Genomic DNA, 16,473 nt, shown 5'->3' with positions numbered 1-16,473 from the left:
GTGGATTTAATGAAATAATCTATTCCATGTTTATTTTTTATCCTATCTTTTTATTATAGCCATAGCTTTATTTTATCTATTACATCGCTTAGCTCTGCAATTAACTTTTCGACAATTAATGTATCTTGCAGTTGATTAAAACGACTCTCGGTCGTTACGATAAGCTCAGATAAAGGAGGATATTGAAGCATTACAATAGCGCCTTTAAGTTTATGTATTGCGCCAGAAACCTTTTCTAAATTTTGATTTTTTATTTGCTCTTGTAAGGAATTTAAGTCTGCTTGCAAGCTAGTAATAAATACCTCTGCGAGCATTTTTGCATCATTCTCATTGCCGAAAACATTTAACCAATGCTGTTTATCTTTTATACCTTGTAAGCTTAAATCGGGATTATCATCGGTAATTGGCAAATCATCACTACTTAACTCTATAAACTCAGCTAGTCGATTATATAATTCATTGAGTTTATATGGCTTAAATAACACACAGCTCATTCCTGATTTTAATGCTTTATTTAAACACTCTTTAGAATCATCCGCAGTAAAGCCAATAATTGGCAAATTTTTAAACTTCTCTTGACTGCGTAATTGCTCAGTTAAGGCCTTGTTGATCAAATACAGCTCTCTAACAAATTCACTTAACTTACTGATATTTAGGCAGACCAAGGGTGTTGATCTTATTTAGCGCCTTCACTTTGATCATCGCTTCAACCAGCTGGCGATTGTAATCACGCGCATTTAGCTTAGCCCCCATCAACTGTTTAAAACGGTACATCGCTGTTTCTGCTAATGAGCGCACATGATATCCACTGAGCTTTTTCCATTGTGCGATTCCTAACTTATTGCACAACATGACAGCCTCATTGCGTGGATGCTTATCAGTCCACAGCCGTGCATTCTCTCTCGGCGGGATAGCAGGTATCGCGCCTTTTTCAGTAATTTCTGCATAGCAGCGGCGGCTATCATAAGCACCATCAGCGCTCACTCTATCTATACGCCGGCGTAATGGTCTTATCAAATCTTGGAGGGTCTCGCCGTCGGTGACGTTACTGAGCGTCATTTGCGCCCCCACAATATCATGCGTGTTGGCATCCACCGCAAGGTGCAGTTTTCGCCACTTTTTTCTTGCCTTTACGTGGTGCTTCTGTGCATGCCATTCACCTTCGCCAAACACCTTAAGTCCTGTGCTATCAACTACAATATCTACAAATCCAGTGGTGCGGACTTTACTGCGAAATTTAATATTCAACTCAGCACTGCGCTTACACAGACAACTGTAGGTTGGGGCTTCAAGCGGAAGCTTCATCAAAGATAATACCGATTGTGTGAACCCTTGTAGTGCCCTGAACGACAAGCCAAAGACAGCTTTGAGTGTTAAGCAAGTTTCAATAGCAAGATCAGAGAAATGATTAGAGCGGCCACGCCCACCGTGAGTACATTCGTTATACCAATGACGCGTTGCTTTTTCGTCAAACCAGAAGCGAATATTACCGCGGTTAACGAGGGCTTGATTATAGTGAGACCAGTTTGTGATTTTGCTCATTGTTGTTGCACGGGCTAGTAGGATATAGATGATCTGATCACAGGCTGGCAAGATAGTTCAAACTTTTAGGAAACAACGCCCTCAGTTAATTGAAATCCATCTAAATCAGGCATGTGACAGTCTGTTAATAATAAATCAAAATGCCCTGTTTCAAGTGCTCTTAGAGCAGCAATACCATCGTCAACCATGACCGCTTTAATTCCTAGTTTTTGGCATTGTTTTTCGAGCAATAACTGATTTGTTTTATTATCCTCAGCTATTAATATTTTCCCATGTAACGGATAGCTTTGCGTTAGCATCTCATCATCCAAGCGAATGTGTGCACTATTTATAAGCTCTCTCAAAGTATCTGGATACAATGGTTCAATAGGTAGAATATGGCAGCAACAATTTGCTGGTGTATGCACTTTGTTAGCGCATGCTACTAAAATATAATTATTACTTGCATTACTAATTGATTGCTGCCAATTAGCGCCCCACAGTGCATTAACATAACTCTCGTCAATGAGAATATTATCAGCTTGTTCAAATGCGTCTTTATCGATTGGCCAACTTAATTGATAGTGTTTCACCCCCATACTGGCTAGGTTATTTAGTAATTGATCGTGCTGGGTACAAACAGCCCAATTAACTGACAAAGCTCGTAACTTCTGTTTACTTGCGTTTTTAAGTGGTACTGAAATGGCGTTGTTTCCTAAAAGTTTGAACTATCTTGCCAGCCTGTGATCAGATCATCTATATCCTACTAGCCCGTGCAACAACAATGAGCAAAATCACAAACTGGTCTCACTATAATCAAGCCCTCGTTAACCGCGGTAATATTCGCTTCTGGTTTGACGAAAAAGCAACGCGTCATTGGTATAACGAATGTACTCACGGTGGGCGTGGCCGCTCTAATCATTTCTCTGATCTTGCTATTGAAACTTGCTTAACACTCAAAGCTGTCTTTGGCTTGTCGTTCAGGGCACTACAAGGGTTCACACAATCGGTATTATCTTTGATGAAGCTTCCGCTTGAAGCCCCAACCTACAGTTGTCTGTGTAAGCGCAGTGCTGAGTTGAATATTAAATTTCGCAGTAAAGTCCGCACCACTGGATTTGTAGATATTGTAGTTGATAGCACAGGACTTAAGGTGTTTGGCGAAGGTGAATGGCATGCACAGAAGCACCACGTAAAGGCAAGAAAAAAGTGGCGAAAACTGCACCTTGCGGTGGATGCCAACACGCATGATATTGTGGGGGCGCAAATGACGCTCAGTAACGTCACCGACGGCGAGACCCTCCAAGATTTGATAAGACCATTACGCCGGCGTATAGATAGAGTGAGCGCTGATGGTGCTTATGATAGCCGCCGCTGCTATGCAGAAATTACTGAAAAAGGCGCGATACCTGCTATCCCGCCGAGAGAGAATGCACGGCTGTGGACTGATAAGCATCCACGCAATGAGGCTGTCATGTTGTGCAATAAGTTAGGAATCGCACAATGGAAAAAGCTCAGTGGATATCATGTGCGCTCATTAGCAGAAACAGCGATGTACCGTTTTAAACAGTTGATGGGGGCTAAGCTAAATGCGCGTGATTACAATCGCCAGCTGGTTGAAGCGATGATCAAAGTGAAGGCGCTAAATAAGATCAACACCCTTGGTCTGCCTAAATATCAGTAAGTTAAGTGAGTTTGTTAGAGAGCTGTATTTGATCAACAAGGCCTACTGAAATATAAACATTAGTGCCTTTACCATAGGTGCTTGATAGGGAGATTTCACCCTGCATAGCTTCAACAAGTTGCTTTGCCAAGCTTAAGCCTAATCCAGTACCACCATAGCGACGTTGAATAGAGTTATCTGCCTGCTCGAAAGGGGTAAATATATTAGCCAACTGCTCGGCTGTCATACCTTTACCTGTATCTGATACTTCAATCTTTAAAGATTGCTTATCAAATAAAACATCACAGCTTATTGTCCCTTGCTCTGTAAATTTCACGGCGTTATTTAGTACATTAGAAAGCACTTGCATCAAATGACTTATATCGACCAAAGCCAAATTAAAAGTAGCTTTACGCCATAGTACATTGAAAGCGAGCCCTTTTTGCTTAGCGAGGTACTCATGAGCACGCATAACACGGCATAAATGCGCCTCAAGGTCGGTTTCTCTTAAGTCGACTTCGATATTACCTGTACTACTGTTTGCGAAATATAAAATATCATCGACTAAAGTGCGAAGCTTTGTTACTGAGCTCTCTATGTGCTCGATTAAATAGTGTTGCTCTTCATCAAGTGATGATGATTTTAAAAGCTCTATAAAGCCATTTACTCCAGACATAGGTGTTCTTAGTTCATGGCTCATAGTGGCAATAAAACGACCTTTCGCCAACTGAGCTTGATGTGCAAGCTCCGTTGCTTTATTCAAATCTTCCTGCTGACGTTTGAGTATGCTGATATCAAGCAAAATACCATTCCAACGCACACCCTGCTTATTTTCGCGCTTATTAGTTTCTGCATTGGCAATAAAACGACACCAAATTTGCTGGCCTAGATTGTTTATCCGAAACTCAATATCAATCATTTTGTTGAGTTTACTCGCTGCTTTAAAACTCTTTGCAATTTGCACTCGGTCTTCATCAACAATAAGCGGCGAAATACATCCCGTCATGCCGCGCTGGTTAATCATTCGCGAAGTAATCCCTAATAAACTCTGTGCACCTTTACTAATATAGGTATAACAACCCTCACCGTCATCGTAGTACTCATACTGAAATACACCTCCAGGTATTGTGTCCGTAATGGTTTGTAACAGTTGCTGTACAGATTGATTCTCACGCTGAAGGTGACGATGTTCAGTTACATCAGTGATCACCGTCATAATACCTGCAAATTCACCCCCTGAGCCCAAGTATGGCTTTTTGGTGTAAAGTAACTCCAGCTCTTTACCCGATTTATTCGTGTAATTTATATGCTGATTGATTACCTTGCCTGAATTTAAACTTTGCTCATTTTGCGAAATCAGTTTTTTTACGACTTTAATATCTCCGCGCAAATATTGGTTTTTTTCATCCCATAAGTGAGCAAAATTTTCTTTATAAGCTCTGTTCCACATAATACGCTTTTGGTGCTGATCTTGTATCACCACCATAGTGGGTAAGTCATCTATCAGTTTTTGGGTAAAATTAAGCTTACTTAAAGCCACTTCTTCAGCATCTTTGCGCTTTGCAATTTCACGATTAATGGTTAATCGCCAGCTAATAAAATAAATTACCGACACAGCAATCAAAATTAAAATGAGAATAGCTGTGGTATTAACAGTTTTACGGTCGTAACCACGTTCAATACTAAAAATTCCGTGACGACTAACAACATAGTTAAAATCATTGCTGGTCAATGTTTTAAATAGGCTGTCTAGCAGAGTCGCAAATTCTGAGAAGTGTTTATTCACTAAAAAATAAATAGGCTGGGTATAACGGTATTTTGGATTGATATAAAACTCACCAATATAAAATTGGTTTAGCTGATACGCCGCAATACTTTGCGGTAGTATCACCGCATCTATGTTGTCATTTCTCAATGCATAAAACAGCGTTTTGATTGAATCAAATGAGACTGTTTCGACTAATTCATTGGTCAATAGCTTTTGTTTAGGATCGGCGAACACCTCTAAATAGCCAATTCGCTTGGTTTGACTAGCTCGTTTAGAGATTAACACCATCTCTAAACTATAGTGAGAGCACGGCGGGATCGCACTTTGTAAAAAGGCTTTAACATCCGCCTCTTTTCTGATCTAATAACGCCCACATTGTCACTATCTACTTGTTAATTATGTCGTTATTTAGCCACCTTGAACTTGTGGAAGATAAGCGTTCTTTCATCAATCAACATCATGACCTTACTGATGTCTTATTTCTTATCATTTCGGCGGTTTTATCTGGTTGTGAAGGCTGGAAAGATATCGAAGTGTTTGGACACAGCAAGCTGTCTTGGCTCCGACAGTTCAGAGCATTTAAACATGGTATTCCAACGCGACATAGTATTGCTCGTATTCTTAAAACAGTGGAAACTGACTCTCTGATTTTGGCCCTGCTTAGTTGGGTTAACGAGCAACGAACTCAATCTGACAAGCCAATTATTGCATTTGATGGGAAAACTCTGCGTGGTGCCAGTAAAAAGCGTGAGGATAACTTACACTTGGTGTCCGCTTTTGATTGTGAATCTGGTTTAACTTTGTATCAGCGTACCGTAGAAAGTAAATCTAACGAGATCCCAGCAGTTAGGGCCTTATTAGATGTGCTCGATATTTCAGACTCTATCATCACACTAGATGCACTACATTGTCAGAAAGCGACACTCTCAGCACTGACTTCAAGAGATGCGGACTATTTGGTTCAGGTCAAAGCAAATCAGAAAACGCTTTATAAAGCAGTCGCTTCATGTTTTGAAAAAGCTTTTGAAGAAGAGGGAGATTTGCCTGAGGACGTACAAACCAGCAATGGGCATGGACGTCAGGAAACACGGATCACTTACGCTCTAAAAGCAGACAAACTGCCTAAAGAGATAAAAGAAAAATGGCCAGGGCTTACTTCGTTGGTCGCAGTCGAAAGGCACAATAAGTCCGACTCAATAATAAAAATAGACACGCACTTTTATGTTACTTCTGTCGAGCCAGATGCACAGATGTTGCAGAAAGCAATCCGCCATCATTGGCACATAGAAAATCAGCAGCACTGGGTGTTGGATGTCGTCTTTAAGGAAGACGCTTGCCAGATAAGCGAGCCGATTTCGGCGGAGAATATGGCGCTGTTCAGACGGGTTGTTCGCAACCTGGTAAAACAGCACAAAGGCCGTAAAGACTCGATACGCAGTAAGTGTGTTAGGGCTAGTTTTGACGATGAATTCAGGGCTGAGCTTATCTTTGGTTAATACTTGTTAACAAAGTATGCTCTCACCCTGATAGTGAGAGGGTAACGCAATTAACACACCTTCTTCTATTTTTGTGGGGTTCATGGTTGGAATTAAATCAATTTTATTAGCTAAAAAGAGCCTTTCTAGCTCTTGAGAGTTGGCAGCTGGTATATATTTAAATTGAAAATCACTTCGTTGTGCTAATAGTTCCAAAGTGTCGTTTAAATAGCCTTTTGCTTCTCCTATATTACTGGTTGCGTGAATTGGAAATAAACCATCTACAAAAGAAAAAGTGAGTAAGTAATTATTATCTTCCACTTTGTCAATCTGATTGAAATCACGCTTAAATTGGCTATAAGCTTTTGCTGCTAAATACTCTTCACTGGCAGAGCTTTCCCATAGTTGTTTAGTTGTAGGAGAAATAGCAGCTAATACCGAATTAACCTGATTACGTAATGCCGTATTATTTTTATTAAACATAACATGCAGGGTTTCACTGGATAACCAAACTGGACTTACAACTTTCAGGTTTTCTTGGGAAAGGTTTTTAAGTTGGTGAGATAAAACCGAGTAATCACCCATAAACGCATCAAATGAGCCATCAGCTACTTTTTTAAAGGCGTCCTCTGGTTTTATAAAACGGTTGATAAATAGCGCACCATTTTCTACTAGATATTCACAGTGCGAACTCCCCGTAATACACACCCATCGCAGGCTAGCCAAATTTTTTAATGCATCATTCGCGATGGACTTATTCGCAACAATACCTCTTGGCGCTTCCATGAATGGCGTTGAGAATAAAAAGTGCTTTTTACGTTGTGAGGTTTTATTTAAGCCGACGGCAAAGTCAACATCACCAGCTTTAAGGGCATCTAAAAGCTCATCTAGGCTATCATAAACGCGGTATTCGAGATCAGCTTCGGCCAAACGAGCGATTTCATTACTGTAACCAACAATTACACCTGAGAACTGGCCATCAGCGTCGCGAGTATGGTAAGGGAAAAAGTTATAGTTAACGATACCCGCTTTGAGTTGTGTTGCAAACACATCACCAGAAAATGAAAGCGTAATAATAGAAAAGTAAAACAGAAGTAGTCTTATCAGAGCCTGACCATTTAAAAAAGCAATAACTAAATATATTCTAGCAGTGTAATTTGAATACACAATTATTGTTTATAGCTTGAAGTTGAAATTCATTTAGCCAAATTCTTACAATACCAATACACTGTATTATTAAAGCTTACACTCTACACAATTATGTGCTTAGCGAAAGATATCAGTGTTTTCCTGTAACTTTTTAGCTCTTAATACCCAACAGAACAATTCTCCATCAATTTTTTTGGGCGTAATATCAAAGGTTTCCCAGCTTGAGCTCATATTAGAAATGATTGCCTTTTGATCATCTTCGCTCCAAGAGGCTTCGATTTGCTCATTTATCCGTAATTTATAATTAGCAAGTTCCTCAATCAAACTCTCAACTTGATGAACAGCTACTTCCCTCCAGTTTACTATCATCGGAATAAAACTTTTTGCTAACTGCCCAAACCAATCTTGTTCAATTTCAGAGTTAAAATTAATTTGAACTTTTTTAAAATCTAATAACAGCTTCTCATTATTTTGTAGGAATTCATTTTGTTCTTTTGCCGTTGGCTTTTCTATTAGACGATAATTACTACAGAAATTAACAAAGTTTCTAACTTTATATGCGAGCCCATCTTGATTTACGAATTGTGAAAGTACTTTAATTCCTTGTTGGCAATCTTGGGTAATGAAAGAATTTCTATGATGAACTAAAGCAATCAGTTCGCCACCACTTTTAAGTACTCGATTAGCTTCAAGAAAAGAAAAGTTTAGATCTGAATATTCAATGCCAAATTGACTAATGAGGTAATCAAAAGATGAATCGTTAAAGTTTAACTTTTCACAACACATTTCACTGTAAAAATTGATGTTTTTTAGTGAAAGAGAAACTTTTTCATTGTCGTTAAAATGCTTAGTAGGATCTATATTCGCAGCATCAATTGCCGTAATTTCAAATTCATTTGGATATTGTTCAGCTAAAACAGCCAAGGCACCATTTCCGCAACCAATATCTAAAAGTTTGGCTGATGATTGAAATTCTCTAAAAATGGCATTCCAGAAATTTAAAACATCTCCTTGATAACCATCTTTGTGATTACTTTGGGCAAAACTGCTTAAAGTTTCAGTCGATAGCCAATATGAGTCCCAATGTTTCACACTTACTCCAAAAAAAGGTGGGCTTAAGCCCACCCCTCATATTGTTTTATTTAGAATGATTGACGGAAGCGAAGGTATGTAATACGTCCGTATGCGTCATATAAATCGAAGTTATAGTTACGACCGCCAAATGGGCTTAATTGCGGCTCTTTCTCAAAGGCATTTTGCATACCTAGAGAAATCTGCGTACCCGTAGACATGTTATATGTAACTTGCAAATCATGTGTTACCCAAGTTGCAATATTACCTGTCTTATCTAAAGAACCATCATCATTTTGAGTCACGTCTTCATATTGCTTACCAATTAAATTGATATTCCATACAAAGTCAAAGTCACTCCAAGTATACGTATTGTTAAGAACAGCACGGTCTTGAGGCTCACCTGGATCTTTAAGTGTATTACGGCCGCCATCTACAACGCTTTCAAACTGGTGACTCCATTGTAGAGTTTGCTTGAATGTACCCGCATCACCAAAATCAAACGTTGTATTCAAGTTCAAGTCTAAACCATTTATAGACCAGCTACCTTCGTTAGCATAACCTTGAGTGATTAAGTCGATACCACCATTGCTTAAGCGCTCTACACCTAAACCTGCAGGAATTGGGTCACCTGTTTGTTCACGGTTAAGAATAGTTGTTGCGCCAAAGAAACGGATCATATTTGATATTTCAATATCATAATAATCTGCAGAGAAGTTTAACCAATCTGTTGGTTGATAAGCTAAACCTATTGACGTTTGTTTAGATGTTTCAGAACCAATTTCTGGGTTAGCAAGCGTAACTGCGTTAACTTGAACGTCACAACCAGCTTCAAGACCAAAGTTTAGACAAGAAGGGTCATCGCTAACATTTGGGTTGTCAGGTGCTGGCTTAGCTGTCGTGATATCAAGTGTTGGAGCACGGAAGCCTTCCCCATAAGAAGCACGAAGAACTAAACCTTCCATTACATCGTATTTAAACGAGATTTTTGGCGAGAAATCACTACCGTAATCTGAATATTCATCATAACGGCCAGCAAGAGTCATCTCAAGATCATCCATTAACGGGAACAATGCTTCGAAGTAAGCACCTTTAACGTCACGAGAGCCACCCGCACTGTTACCTGATGAACCACCGACTTGACCAGCTTCTGAAAGTGAATCATAAGTATCTTGATACTCTTCTTTACGGTATTCTGCACCGACTACCGCTTGAATCATACCACCGCCAATTTCAATGACATCGAATGATGCTGACGCGAATAGCTCTTCTTGATTGAATTCACCAATACGAGAAGTAGTTACTTTAAGACCGCTTAAAAGCTCTTGATAATCGCTCTTCTCAGTATCCGTTGTAAAACGATCACCAAATGGGTCATTTAACATATAAGCGCCACTATCCATTGCAGCACGGGCATTACTACCCATTAAGTAGTTGCGACCGATTTCGTATGTTTTAGTTTTAGTCTTACGTGCACCAAAATCAACAAAAACATCACCAATTGAACCTTCAGCACCGAATAAGAAATCTGTAGACCAGTTATCTACGTTGTTATCACGGTTACCCAATGCAGCAAAGCGGTGACGGATTTGAACTAAACTTGGATCATCGCCATTGGCAATTTCACCAGCTCGTTTGTCAGCCATATAGCTTGCAAATTCTGCATCGTAAAAAGGGCTATTTGGGTTAATAGGGTTGTTAGGGCTATCATCTGATAAGAAAGCTGCATCACCTGCATCATTCAAAGAAGGAGCATATCGACCAAATGATTTTGTTTTAGAAACAAGAGTATGCGAGAAGATTTTCCAATCGTCATTTATCTCATATTCTGCTTTTAGGAAAGCAGATTGGTTACCTGTTGATGCTTCATTAGCATTGGTTGCGTTGAAGTTATAACCACAGGCACCCGTAGAGCCATACATGAAGTTTTCTAAGCTGTCACATTCTTCTTGAGAAATGATAGATCTGTAACCAGCTTCTTTTAAAGCGTTCACACCAAAGCTAGATGCACCAGGTTGAACCCAAGGGTAATCGTGTTCATAAATAATATCGCGGCTATTCCAAGAAATACCACCAATCACTGATGCATTATCGCTTGATGAGCCGAAAACTACAGAGCCTTCCTCACGGTCACCACCTTCTTCAGGAAGACTTACATCGCCCGCACCTAGACGTACCTCAACACCATTAAAGTTTTTTCGAGTAATAATGTTGATTACACCCGCAATCGCATCAGAACCATAAACAGCTGAAGCACCATCAGATAAAATCTCGATACGCTCTACAGCAGCCATAGGGATTGAGTTTAAGTCTTGAGAATTACCAGTTGATGGTGATTTAGGAAGACGACGACCATCTACAAGGATTAAAGAGCGAGATGCGCCTAAACCACGTAAGTTAACTTGCGAAACACCTTGAGCTGAACTACCAGATTGAGGTCGGAATGAACCTGCTGAGTTAAAGCTTGTATTACGGATCAAATCAGAAACTGAAGTTTGACCTGAAAAGTCGATTGAAGCACGGTCAATAACTGTTACAGGAATTGAGCCTTCTAAGTCAGTTCGTTTAATACGTGAACCTGTTACGGCGATACGTTCAACTTCTTCTACACCTTTATCATCAGCAGCATAGCTCGTTGCTGAAAATGCAGCAGTTGACGCTGCACCAAAAGCAATCGCTAAGCGAACTGCTTTTGAAACTTGATTATTTAACATTTGATTCTCCCTGGTCATATCCATGTTATGACTTTATTAATTTATTTTAACCCTTAAAGAGGTACTAGTACCCTATAAGGGAATTAAATACTAATATCAGGGACAACTTTTGGTCAACAGTTTTTTAACCTTTGTTTTTTAATGTAAAATCCAGTAATTCGTTATATCTAAAAATACTCCCAAAACCATTCATACACCATTAACCGTTATTTTAAAAATAGGGACAAACTAATTTTAAAATAACCGACACAGCCTTTTTAATACAATAAAAAAACCATTAAAGCTCTAAAAGATAGTTCCAAAAAACAAAACCAATAAGCTTTCGTTTTTGCGAAAACAACAACACTATTTACTGGGAACTTTATTCGATAACTTAAAGATTTTTCTTAGAAAGAACGACTGTTTGCACAAAATCAGACTAAGACAAAAGGTTTGTAATTAAGTTTTTGCAAACCGAAGCACAGCGGTTTTAACAACAACTAATATTGATGAATCCATTTTTAAGTATTGAGAAACGAGAATTAAACAAAAAAAACCCCGCGATGTCGCGGGGTTTTATTGCTTATACTAATTTGTTTTCAAAGTTTAGAATTTTTGTTCTAAACGAAGGTACATTGAACGACCTGTTTGATCGTATAATGACCAGCTTGAATCACGGTAGTCACGGAAGCCGTCATACCAAGAAGGAGCTTTCTTATCAAATACGTTGTTAACACCTACAGAAATTTTAGTATTTGTTGGTGCAGTGTATGTGAACTGAGCATTATGCTTGAAGTATGAAGGTACATCAGCAAGGTAATCAACACCCCACTCTTCATTACCAGACTCTTGTGCACCTACGTAGAACATAGTCCAAGACGCACTGTAGTCTTCATAAGAGTAGCTAACACCTAAATCAGCTTTCCAATCTGGGTAATCTTGAAGACCTGCATAATCAAATGGTTCTGCATCTTTGTCAGCTTTCTCTTCAAATTCCATAACTTTAGAAACGTTTAGCATAACACCGAAGTCACCGAAGCTAGTTTCATGCTTGTAACGAGTTGAGAAGTCGATACCAGACGTTTGTAGTGATGCTTTATTGATATAACCTGTGTAGATGTAATCAATTTGACCATTACCATTAGCACGGTCGATAGCATCTGGCGTAGAACCTAAACCACCCTCTTCTTGTTCAATACGTAGAAGCTCAGTAGTGCTTACGTCATCAATACGGTTCTCGTAGCTGATATCGTAGTAAGTTAATTCTACGGCTAAACCATCAACGATATCCCATACGAAACCAAGAGTCGTAGAATCACCTGTTTCTTCAGTAAGGTTTGCATTACCACCGAACCATGTCGCTACTTGCTCACCAGCGTCAGAACAGTAACCTTCTAGTGCTTGACCTGGGTTAGCATCACACCATGCTGTATCACGAACAGTTGGGAAACTTAATGCATAAGACTGGAACATTTCGCCCATGTTAGGAGCACGGAAAGACTCACCCCAAGAACCACGGATTAATAATGTTTCAGTTGGACGCCAAGTAACACCTACTTTTGGAACAACTTTATCGAATGTAGTGCTCTTTTCACCAAGGTTTGTCATACCAGACTGTTCGTATTTCTCATAACGACCAGCAACTGTTACATCAATTTCGTATGGTAAGCTTGCTTGGATTTCCATGTAAGCAGCAGTACGGTCACGAGTTGCATACACGTCATCACCGCCTGAACCACCAGAGATGAAACCATTTGCAGATTCAGGATCAGATACTTGAGTGAAATCAATTTCTTCAAATTCAGCACCAACAACACCAGCAATAACGAAGTCACCGTTATCAACAAAAGTAGTAGACACTAAACCATCAATTTGTTGACTTTCGTAACGACCTTCATAAGTACCAGTGTGCGCTGCATATTGGTATAAATCAGTTAATTGAGTGTTCCACTCATCGTAGCTCATACCAGTAGTATTAAGAATATCGTACTCACCAGAATCAATCGCGTTTTGTAACATTACGTCGTTAACTAGGTTACTACCGAAAACGTTTGTTTTAGAAATGCTATTTTGGTAGTTGATTTCCCAATCAAGGCCATTGCCAATATCAGTGAAACCTTCAAGACCTAATACGATATCAGTTGTAACAACTTCTGTTTTAGTGTCACGGTTACCAATTGGTACAGAGCGCATGTAAAGACGGATGTCTTCGCCTTCTGGGTTATACTGGTTGTCAGCGTCCATCCATACAGCACCCGTAGATACTGGAGTACCAGCATAACGTGAATTTGTTTCGTTGAAACTTGCCATTGCACGGCCAACAAAACGGATGTTATCAGTTAGTTCATAGTTAAAGTTTGTTAAGAATGAGTTATTTTCTACGTCTGGGTAGAATTTTGTAACGTTACCGTAGTTATATAAACAACCGCCAACGCCATTTTCATCCATAGCATTCACTACGTCAGCTGTTTGATCACATAACTCTGGGTTTGAGATGTAGCTACCTGCACCACCAATTCGATAGTTTGGTACATGGCTATAACCACTGTACGCACCGTACGTAGGATCGTCCATCGCCCAAATTTCTTTGTCGAAGATTGCGTTGTCACGTGAGTTCTCATACGTGAAAATGATATTACCTTTTTCAGATGTATAACCTGAAGTAATTGAGAAAGTTTTGCTTTCGCCACCTTCTACTTTAGGTACCTCGTAATCGTATTTAACGCTAACGCCATCAAAATCTTTCTTAGTGATGATATTGATTACACCAGCAACTGCAGATGAACCATAAACAGCTGATGCGCCATCACGAAGGATTTCAACACGCTCAACAACTGCCATTGGGATAATTGAAGTATCTGCTGATGAACCTGAAGATGAACTGGTACCAGGCATACGACGACCGTCTAATAATACAAGTGTCGCATCAGAACCCAGGCCACGTAAGTTGATGTTAGAAGATGCTGCACCACCTGCGCCGTAACCAGATACACCCTTCCAAGAACCGAAAGAGTTAGAAGCAAGGTTATTTAAAACGTCAGCAACTGTAGGCTCACCTGAAAGGCTAATTTCTGCAGCTGATAAAACAGTTACTGGAGAGCTGTTTTCAAGGTCTACTTGTTTGATGCGTGAACCTGTAACTTGAATACGCTCAACTTTTTCTGCGTTTTCTTCGTCTGCTGCAAATGAGCTTGCAGAAAATGCAGCAGTAGAAGCTGCACCAAAAGCAACCGCTAAGCGAACAGCTTTTGAAACTTTATTATTTAACATTTGATTCTCCCTGGTCCATGTTATTCATGGAATATTTATAGTTATTCAAAATAAATGCATATTACACAGTCATTTTGAGCCATGATAATAATACTCGCGACTCTCAAAGGTCAACACTTCAGTAACGCAAAAGTTCAACTTTTAACAATAAATATAAGAACACCCAAAATAAAAAAACAACATTAACACCTTTAAATCCCTTGAATTACAAAGAGCATGACAGTGTTTACAACAAGTTATAAAAGAATTTAAAAATCCACATTTCTGGCATTAATATAGGTACAAGCACAAAACCAACCAATTAATTGCAATAAAAGCAACAATTAAAGCTTTGTTGTTTTAGATTTTTTATCTGGTAAAAAATAAAAATAAAAAAATAAACACCCAGTAATTACGGTCAATTCACAATTAAACAGGTCAAATTAAAGGGTAATGATAAAATCAAGACTTAAAAATGCAAAAGTTAATAGAATGAACATTCTATTAACCACAAACAGAAAGACAACTTAACCAGCAATTTACAACACCTCCTTATTTACTAGGGTAAACATTGGATCCAGTTATATATTCGGTACATGATCACTTGAAAAAAATGTAACAATCAGCAATAGTTAGATTGTTAAAACAACAAGGAAAAACCATGATTAAACAATTATTACTAATTACATTTACTTTTTGCTCACTTTCTTCGTATGCAAAAATAAATGAACTCCCAGAAGAGTTTTCTGACTTTAGTCTCAATCGTGACATTAAAGTCTCGTACGAGGATCTCGATAAGCTACTTGAAATGACCGTAATAGATATGGGGAAATCAGATCGAAGTTCTCGTAAATCTCAATCCTCTATTGGCACACGCATGAAATCCCACAAAAATAATGATACTGCGCTTGAAGCCAATCGTTTTTTCTTCGAAGGGGTTGTTAAATCAGACATAAAAGATGGATTTCACAAAATTAGGCTTAGCCTAGAAAAGGTACCGAGTGAAGTGTCATTAAACGATTTAAGCCTTGATGAACAATTGGCATATTGGCTTAACCTATATAATACAGCGATGGTTGAAAAGTTAATTGAACACTACCCTGTTCGTGATACGGAAGATCTTCTTTTTGGTGATGACTCAATTTTAGAAGATGAGTTTTTAACCGTTGCCGGTTACAAACTTTCACTCAATGATATTCAACATAAAATTGTTTTTGAAAAATTCGGTAAAAAGAAGCCAATTGTTATGTATGGCTTTTATCAAGGTAACATTGGTAGCCCAAACCTTCGAGATGAAGCGTATAAAGGTAGCAAGGTTTACCATCAACTTGTTGAAAATGGTGAAGAGTTTGTAAACTCAAATCGAGGCATGCAAATTAAGCGTAAAAACCGCCTTTATGTGTCTAAGTATTATGAACAAGCTGAGTCTTTATTTTCAGATTTCGAAAATGACTTACGTGAGCACTTAGAAGACTATGCTGAAGGTCAAATGAAAAGCGATGTTAAATACGCCAAGCGCTTCAAAATTGATATTGAAGATTGGAGTATCACTGATTTATATGGCACCGACCGTGACTATGGCGGTTCTGCATCAACTAACCCTGCGGCAATGCTAAATGCTGTTGTAAGCAACTCTGCAGTACCTATCGGCCCTGAAGGTAGTGGCGCTGGTATTGGGGCAGTAAACGTTAGTCACATTACTGATTCAATTATGATGCGCACCATGGATTTTGGTCGTTTTTCTCCTGAAATGTTAGAAAAAATCAAAAAGCTTAATTTAAAGCGCCAAGACAACAGTGGCTCTGTTGAGATTAAGGATCTTGATTCAAAGAATTAAAATAAGATAGCCACTCGTCAAAAGAATGTGATGGGTGGCTTTTTCTG

At 39.0% G+C, this 16,473-nt stretch carries 11 protein-coding genes; 3 read left to right on the top strand and 8 right to left on the bottom strand.

The window, feature by feature from the left end:
- Window positions 1–53: 53 nt before the first annotated feature.
- From J8Z25_RS06700 to J8Z25_RS06690, 3 genes are all read right to left on the bottom strand, one after another.
- Window positions 54–614, bottom strand: coding sequence for an Hpt domain-containing response regulator (locus J8Z25_RS06700; protein WP_250661881.1), 561 nt, complete (start codon window positions 612–614; stop codon window positions 54–56).
- A gap of 28 nt (window positions 615–642) precedes the next feature.
- A complete protein-coding gene (locus J8Z25_RS06695; protein ID WP_250661049.1) occupies window positions 643–1,542 on the bottom strand; it encodes an IS5 family transposase in 900 nt (299 codons plus the stop codon).
- Between the two features lie 65 nt (window positions 1,543–1,607).
- Window positions 1,608–2,180 carry a response regulator gene (locus tag J8Z25_RS06690; RefSeq protein ID WP_250661880.1) on the bottom strand — a complete coding sequence of 191 codons (573 nt, stop codon included), beginning with the start codon at window positions 2,178–2,180 and terminating at the stop codon, window positions 1,608–1,610.
- A 125-nt stretch (window positions 2,181–2,305) separates the two neighbouring features.
- Here J8Z25_RS06690 and J8Z25_RS06685 point away from each other — a divergent pair, with 125 nt between their 5' ends.
- A complete protein-coding gene (locus tag J8Z25_RS06685; protein ID WP_250661049.1) occupies window positions 2,306–3,205 on the top strand; it encodes an IS5 family transposase in 900 nt (299 codons plus the stop codon).
- A 1-nt stretch (window position 3,206) separates the two neighbouring features.
- Here J8Z25_RS06685 and J8Z25_RS06680 read toward each other — a convergent pair whose 3' ends face one another.
- On the bottom strand, window positions 3,207–5,240 hold the full coding sequence (locus tag J8Z25_RS06680) for an ATP-binding protein (RefSeq protein ID WP_250661879.1): 2,034 nt from the start codon (window positions 5,238–5,240) through the stop codon (window positions 3,207–3,209).
- A gap of 110 nt (window positions 5,241–5,350) precedes the next feature.
- Here J8Z25_RS06680 and J8Z25_RS06675 point away from each other — a divergent pair, with 110 nt between their 5' ends.
- Window positions 5,351–6,448, top strand: a complete 1,098-nt coding sequence (locus J8Z25_RS06675; RefSeq protein ID WP_175081192.1) for an ISAs1 family transposase — start codon at window positions 5,351–5,353, stop codon at window positions 6,446–6,448.
- 6 nt (window positions 6,449–6,454) lie between these two features.
- Here J8Z25_RS06675 and J8Z25_RS06670 read toward each other — a convergent pair whose 3' ends face one another.
- The 4 genes from J8Z25_RS06670 to J8Z25_RS06655 all read right to left on the bottom strand — a co-directional run bounded on the left by J8Z25_RS06670 (window position 6,455) and on the right by J8Z25_RS06655 (window position 14,610).
- Window positions 6,455–7,594, bottom strand: a complete 1,140-nt coding sequence (locus J8Z25_RS06670) for a transporter substrate-binding domain-containing protein (protein WP_250661878.1) — start codon at window positions 7,592–7,594, stop codon at window positions 6,455–6,457.
- 99 nt (window positions 7,595–7,693) lie between these two features.
- Window positions 7,694–8,668, bottom strand: a complete 975-nt coding sequence (locus J8Z25_RS06665; RefSeq protein WP_167658866.1) for a class I SAM-dependent methyltransferase — start codon at window positions 8,666–8,668, stop codon at window positions 7,694–7,696.
- Between the two features lie 50 nt (window positions 8,669–8,718).
- Window positions 8,719–11,361: a TonB-dependent receptor gene (locus J8Z25_RS06660; RefSeq protein WP_167658865.1), complete on the bottom strand. Its 2,643-nt coding sequence runs from the start codon at window positions 11,359–11,361 to the stop codon at window positions 8,719–8,721.
- A 585-nt stretch (window positions 11,362–11,946) separates the two neighbouring features.
- The gene (locus tag J8Z25_RS06655; RefSeq protein WP_167658864.1) at window positions 11,947–14,610 is read right to left on the bottom strand and encodes a TonB-dependent receptor; all 2,664 of its coding nucleotides are present in this window, start codon (window positions 14,608–14,610) and stop codon (window positions 11,947–11,949) included.
- Window positions 14,611–15,250: 640 nt separating this feature from the next.
- On the opposite strand from J8Z25_RS06655, the gene J8Z25_RS06650 reads away from it, so the two are divergent.
- Window positions 15,251–16,426: a DUF547 domain-containing protein gene (locus J8Z25_RS06650; RefSeq protein ID WP_130051828.1), complete on the top strand. Its 1,176-nt coding sequence runs from the start codon at window positions 15,251–15,253 to the stop codon at window positions 16,424–16,426.
- The last annotated feature ends 47 nt before the right edge of the window (window positions 16,427–16,473 follow it).

Source organism: Pseudoalteromonas sp. SCSIO 43101, from assembly GCF_023650775.1.
GTDB classification, from domain to species: domain Bacteria; phylum Pseudomonadota; class Gammaproteobacteria; order Enterobacterales; family Alteromonadaceae; genus Pseudoalteromonas; species Pseudoalteromonas apostichopi.
The sequence above is the reverse complement of the archived record's forward strand: the minus strand, read 5'-3'. Positions and strand labels throughout refer to the sequence as shown.

What these genes read in the sequence shown, in the direction of transcription:
- J8Z25_RS06695 (WP_250661049.1), bottom strand. Translation starts at nt 1,542, where the DNA reads ATGAGCAAAATCACAAACTGGTCTCACTATAATCAAGCCCTCGTTAAC.
- J8Z25_RS06685 (WP_250661049.1), top strand. Translation starts at nt 2,306, where the DNA reads ATGAGCAAAATCACAAACTGGTCTCACTATAATCAAGCCCTCGTTAAC.
- J8Z25_RS06680 (WP_250661879.1), bottom strand. Translation starts at nt 5,240, where the DNA reads ATGGTGTTAATCTCTAAACGAGCTAGTCAAACCAAGCGAATTGGCTAT.
- J8Z25_RS06675 (WP_175081192.1), top strand. Translation starts at nt 5,351, where the DNA reads ATGTCGTTATTTAGCCACCTTGAACTTGTGGAAGATAAGCGTTCTTTC.
- J8Z25_RS06660 (WP_167658865.1), bottom strand. Translation starts at nt 11,361, where the DNA reads ATGTTAAATAATCAAGTTTCAAAAGCAGTTCGCTTAGCGATTGCTTTT.
- J8Z25_RS06655 (WP_167658864.1), bottom strand. Translation starts at nt 14,610, where the DNA reads ATGTTAAATAATAAAGTTTCAAAAGCTGTTCGCTTAGCGGTTGCTTTT.
- J8Z25_RS06650 (WP_130051828.1), top strand. Translation starts at nt 15,251, where the DNA reads ATGATTAAACAATTATTACTAATTACATTTACTTTTTGCTCACTTTCT.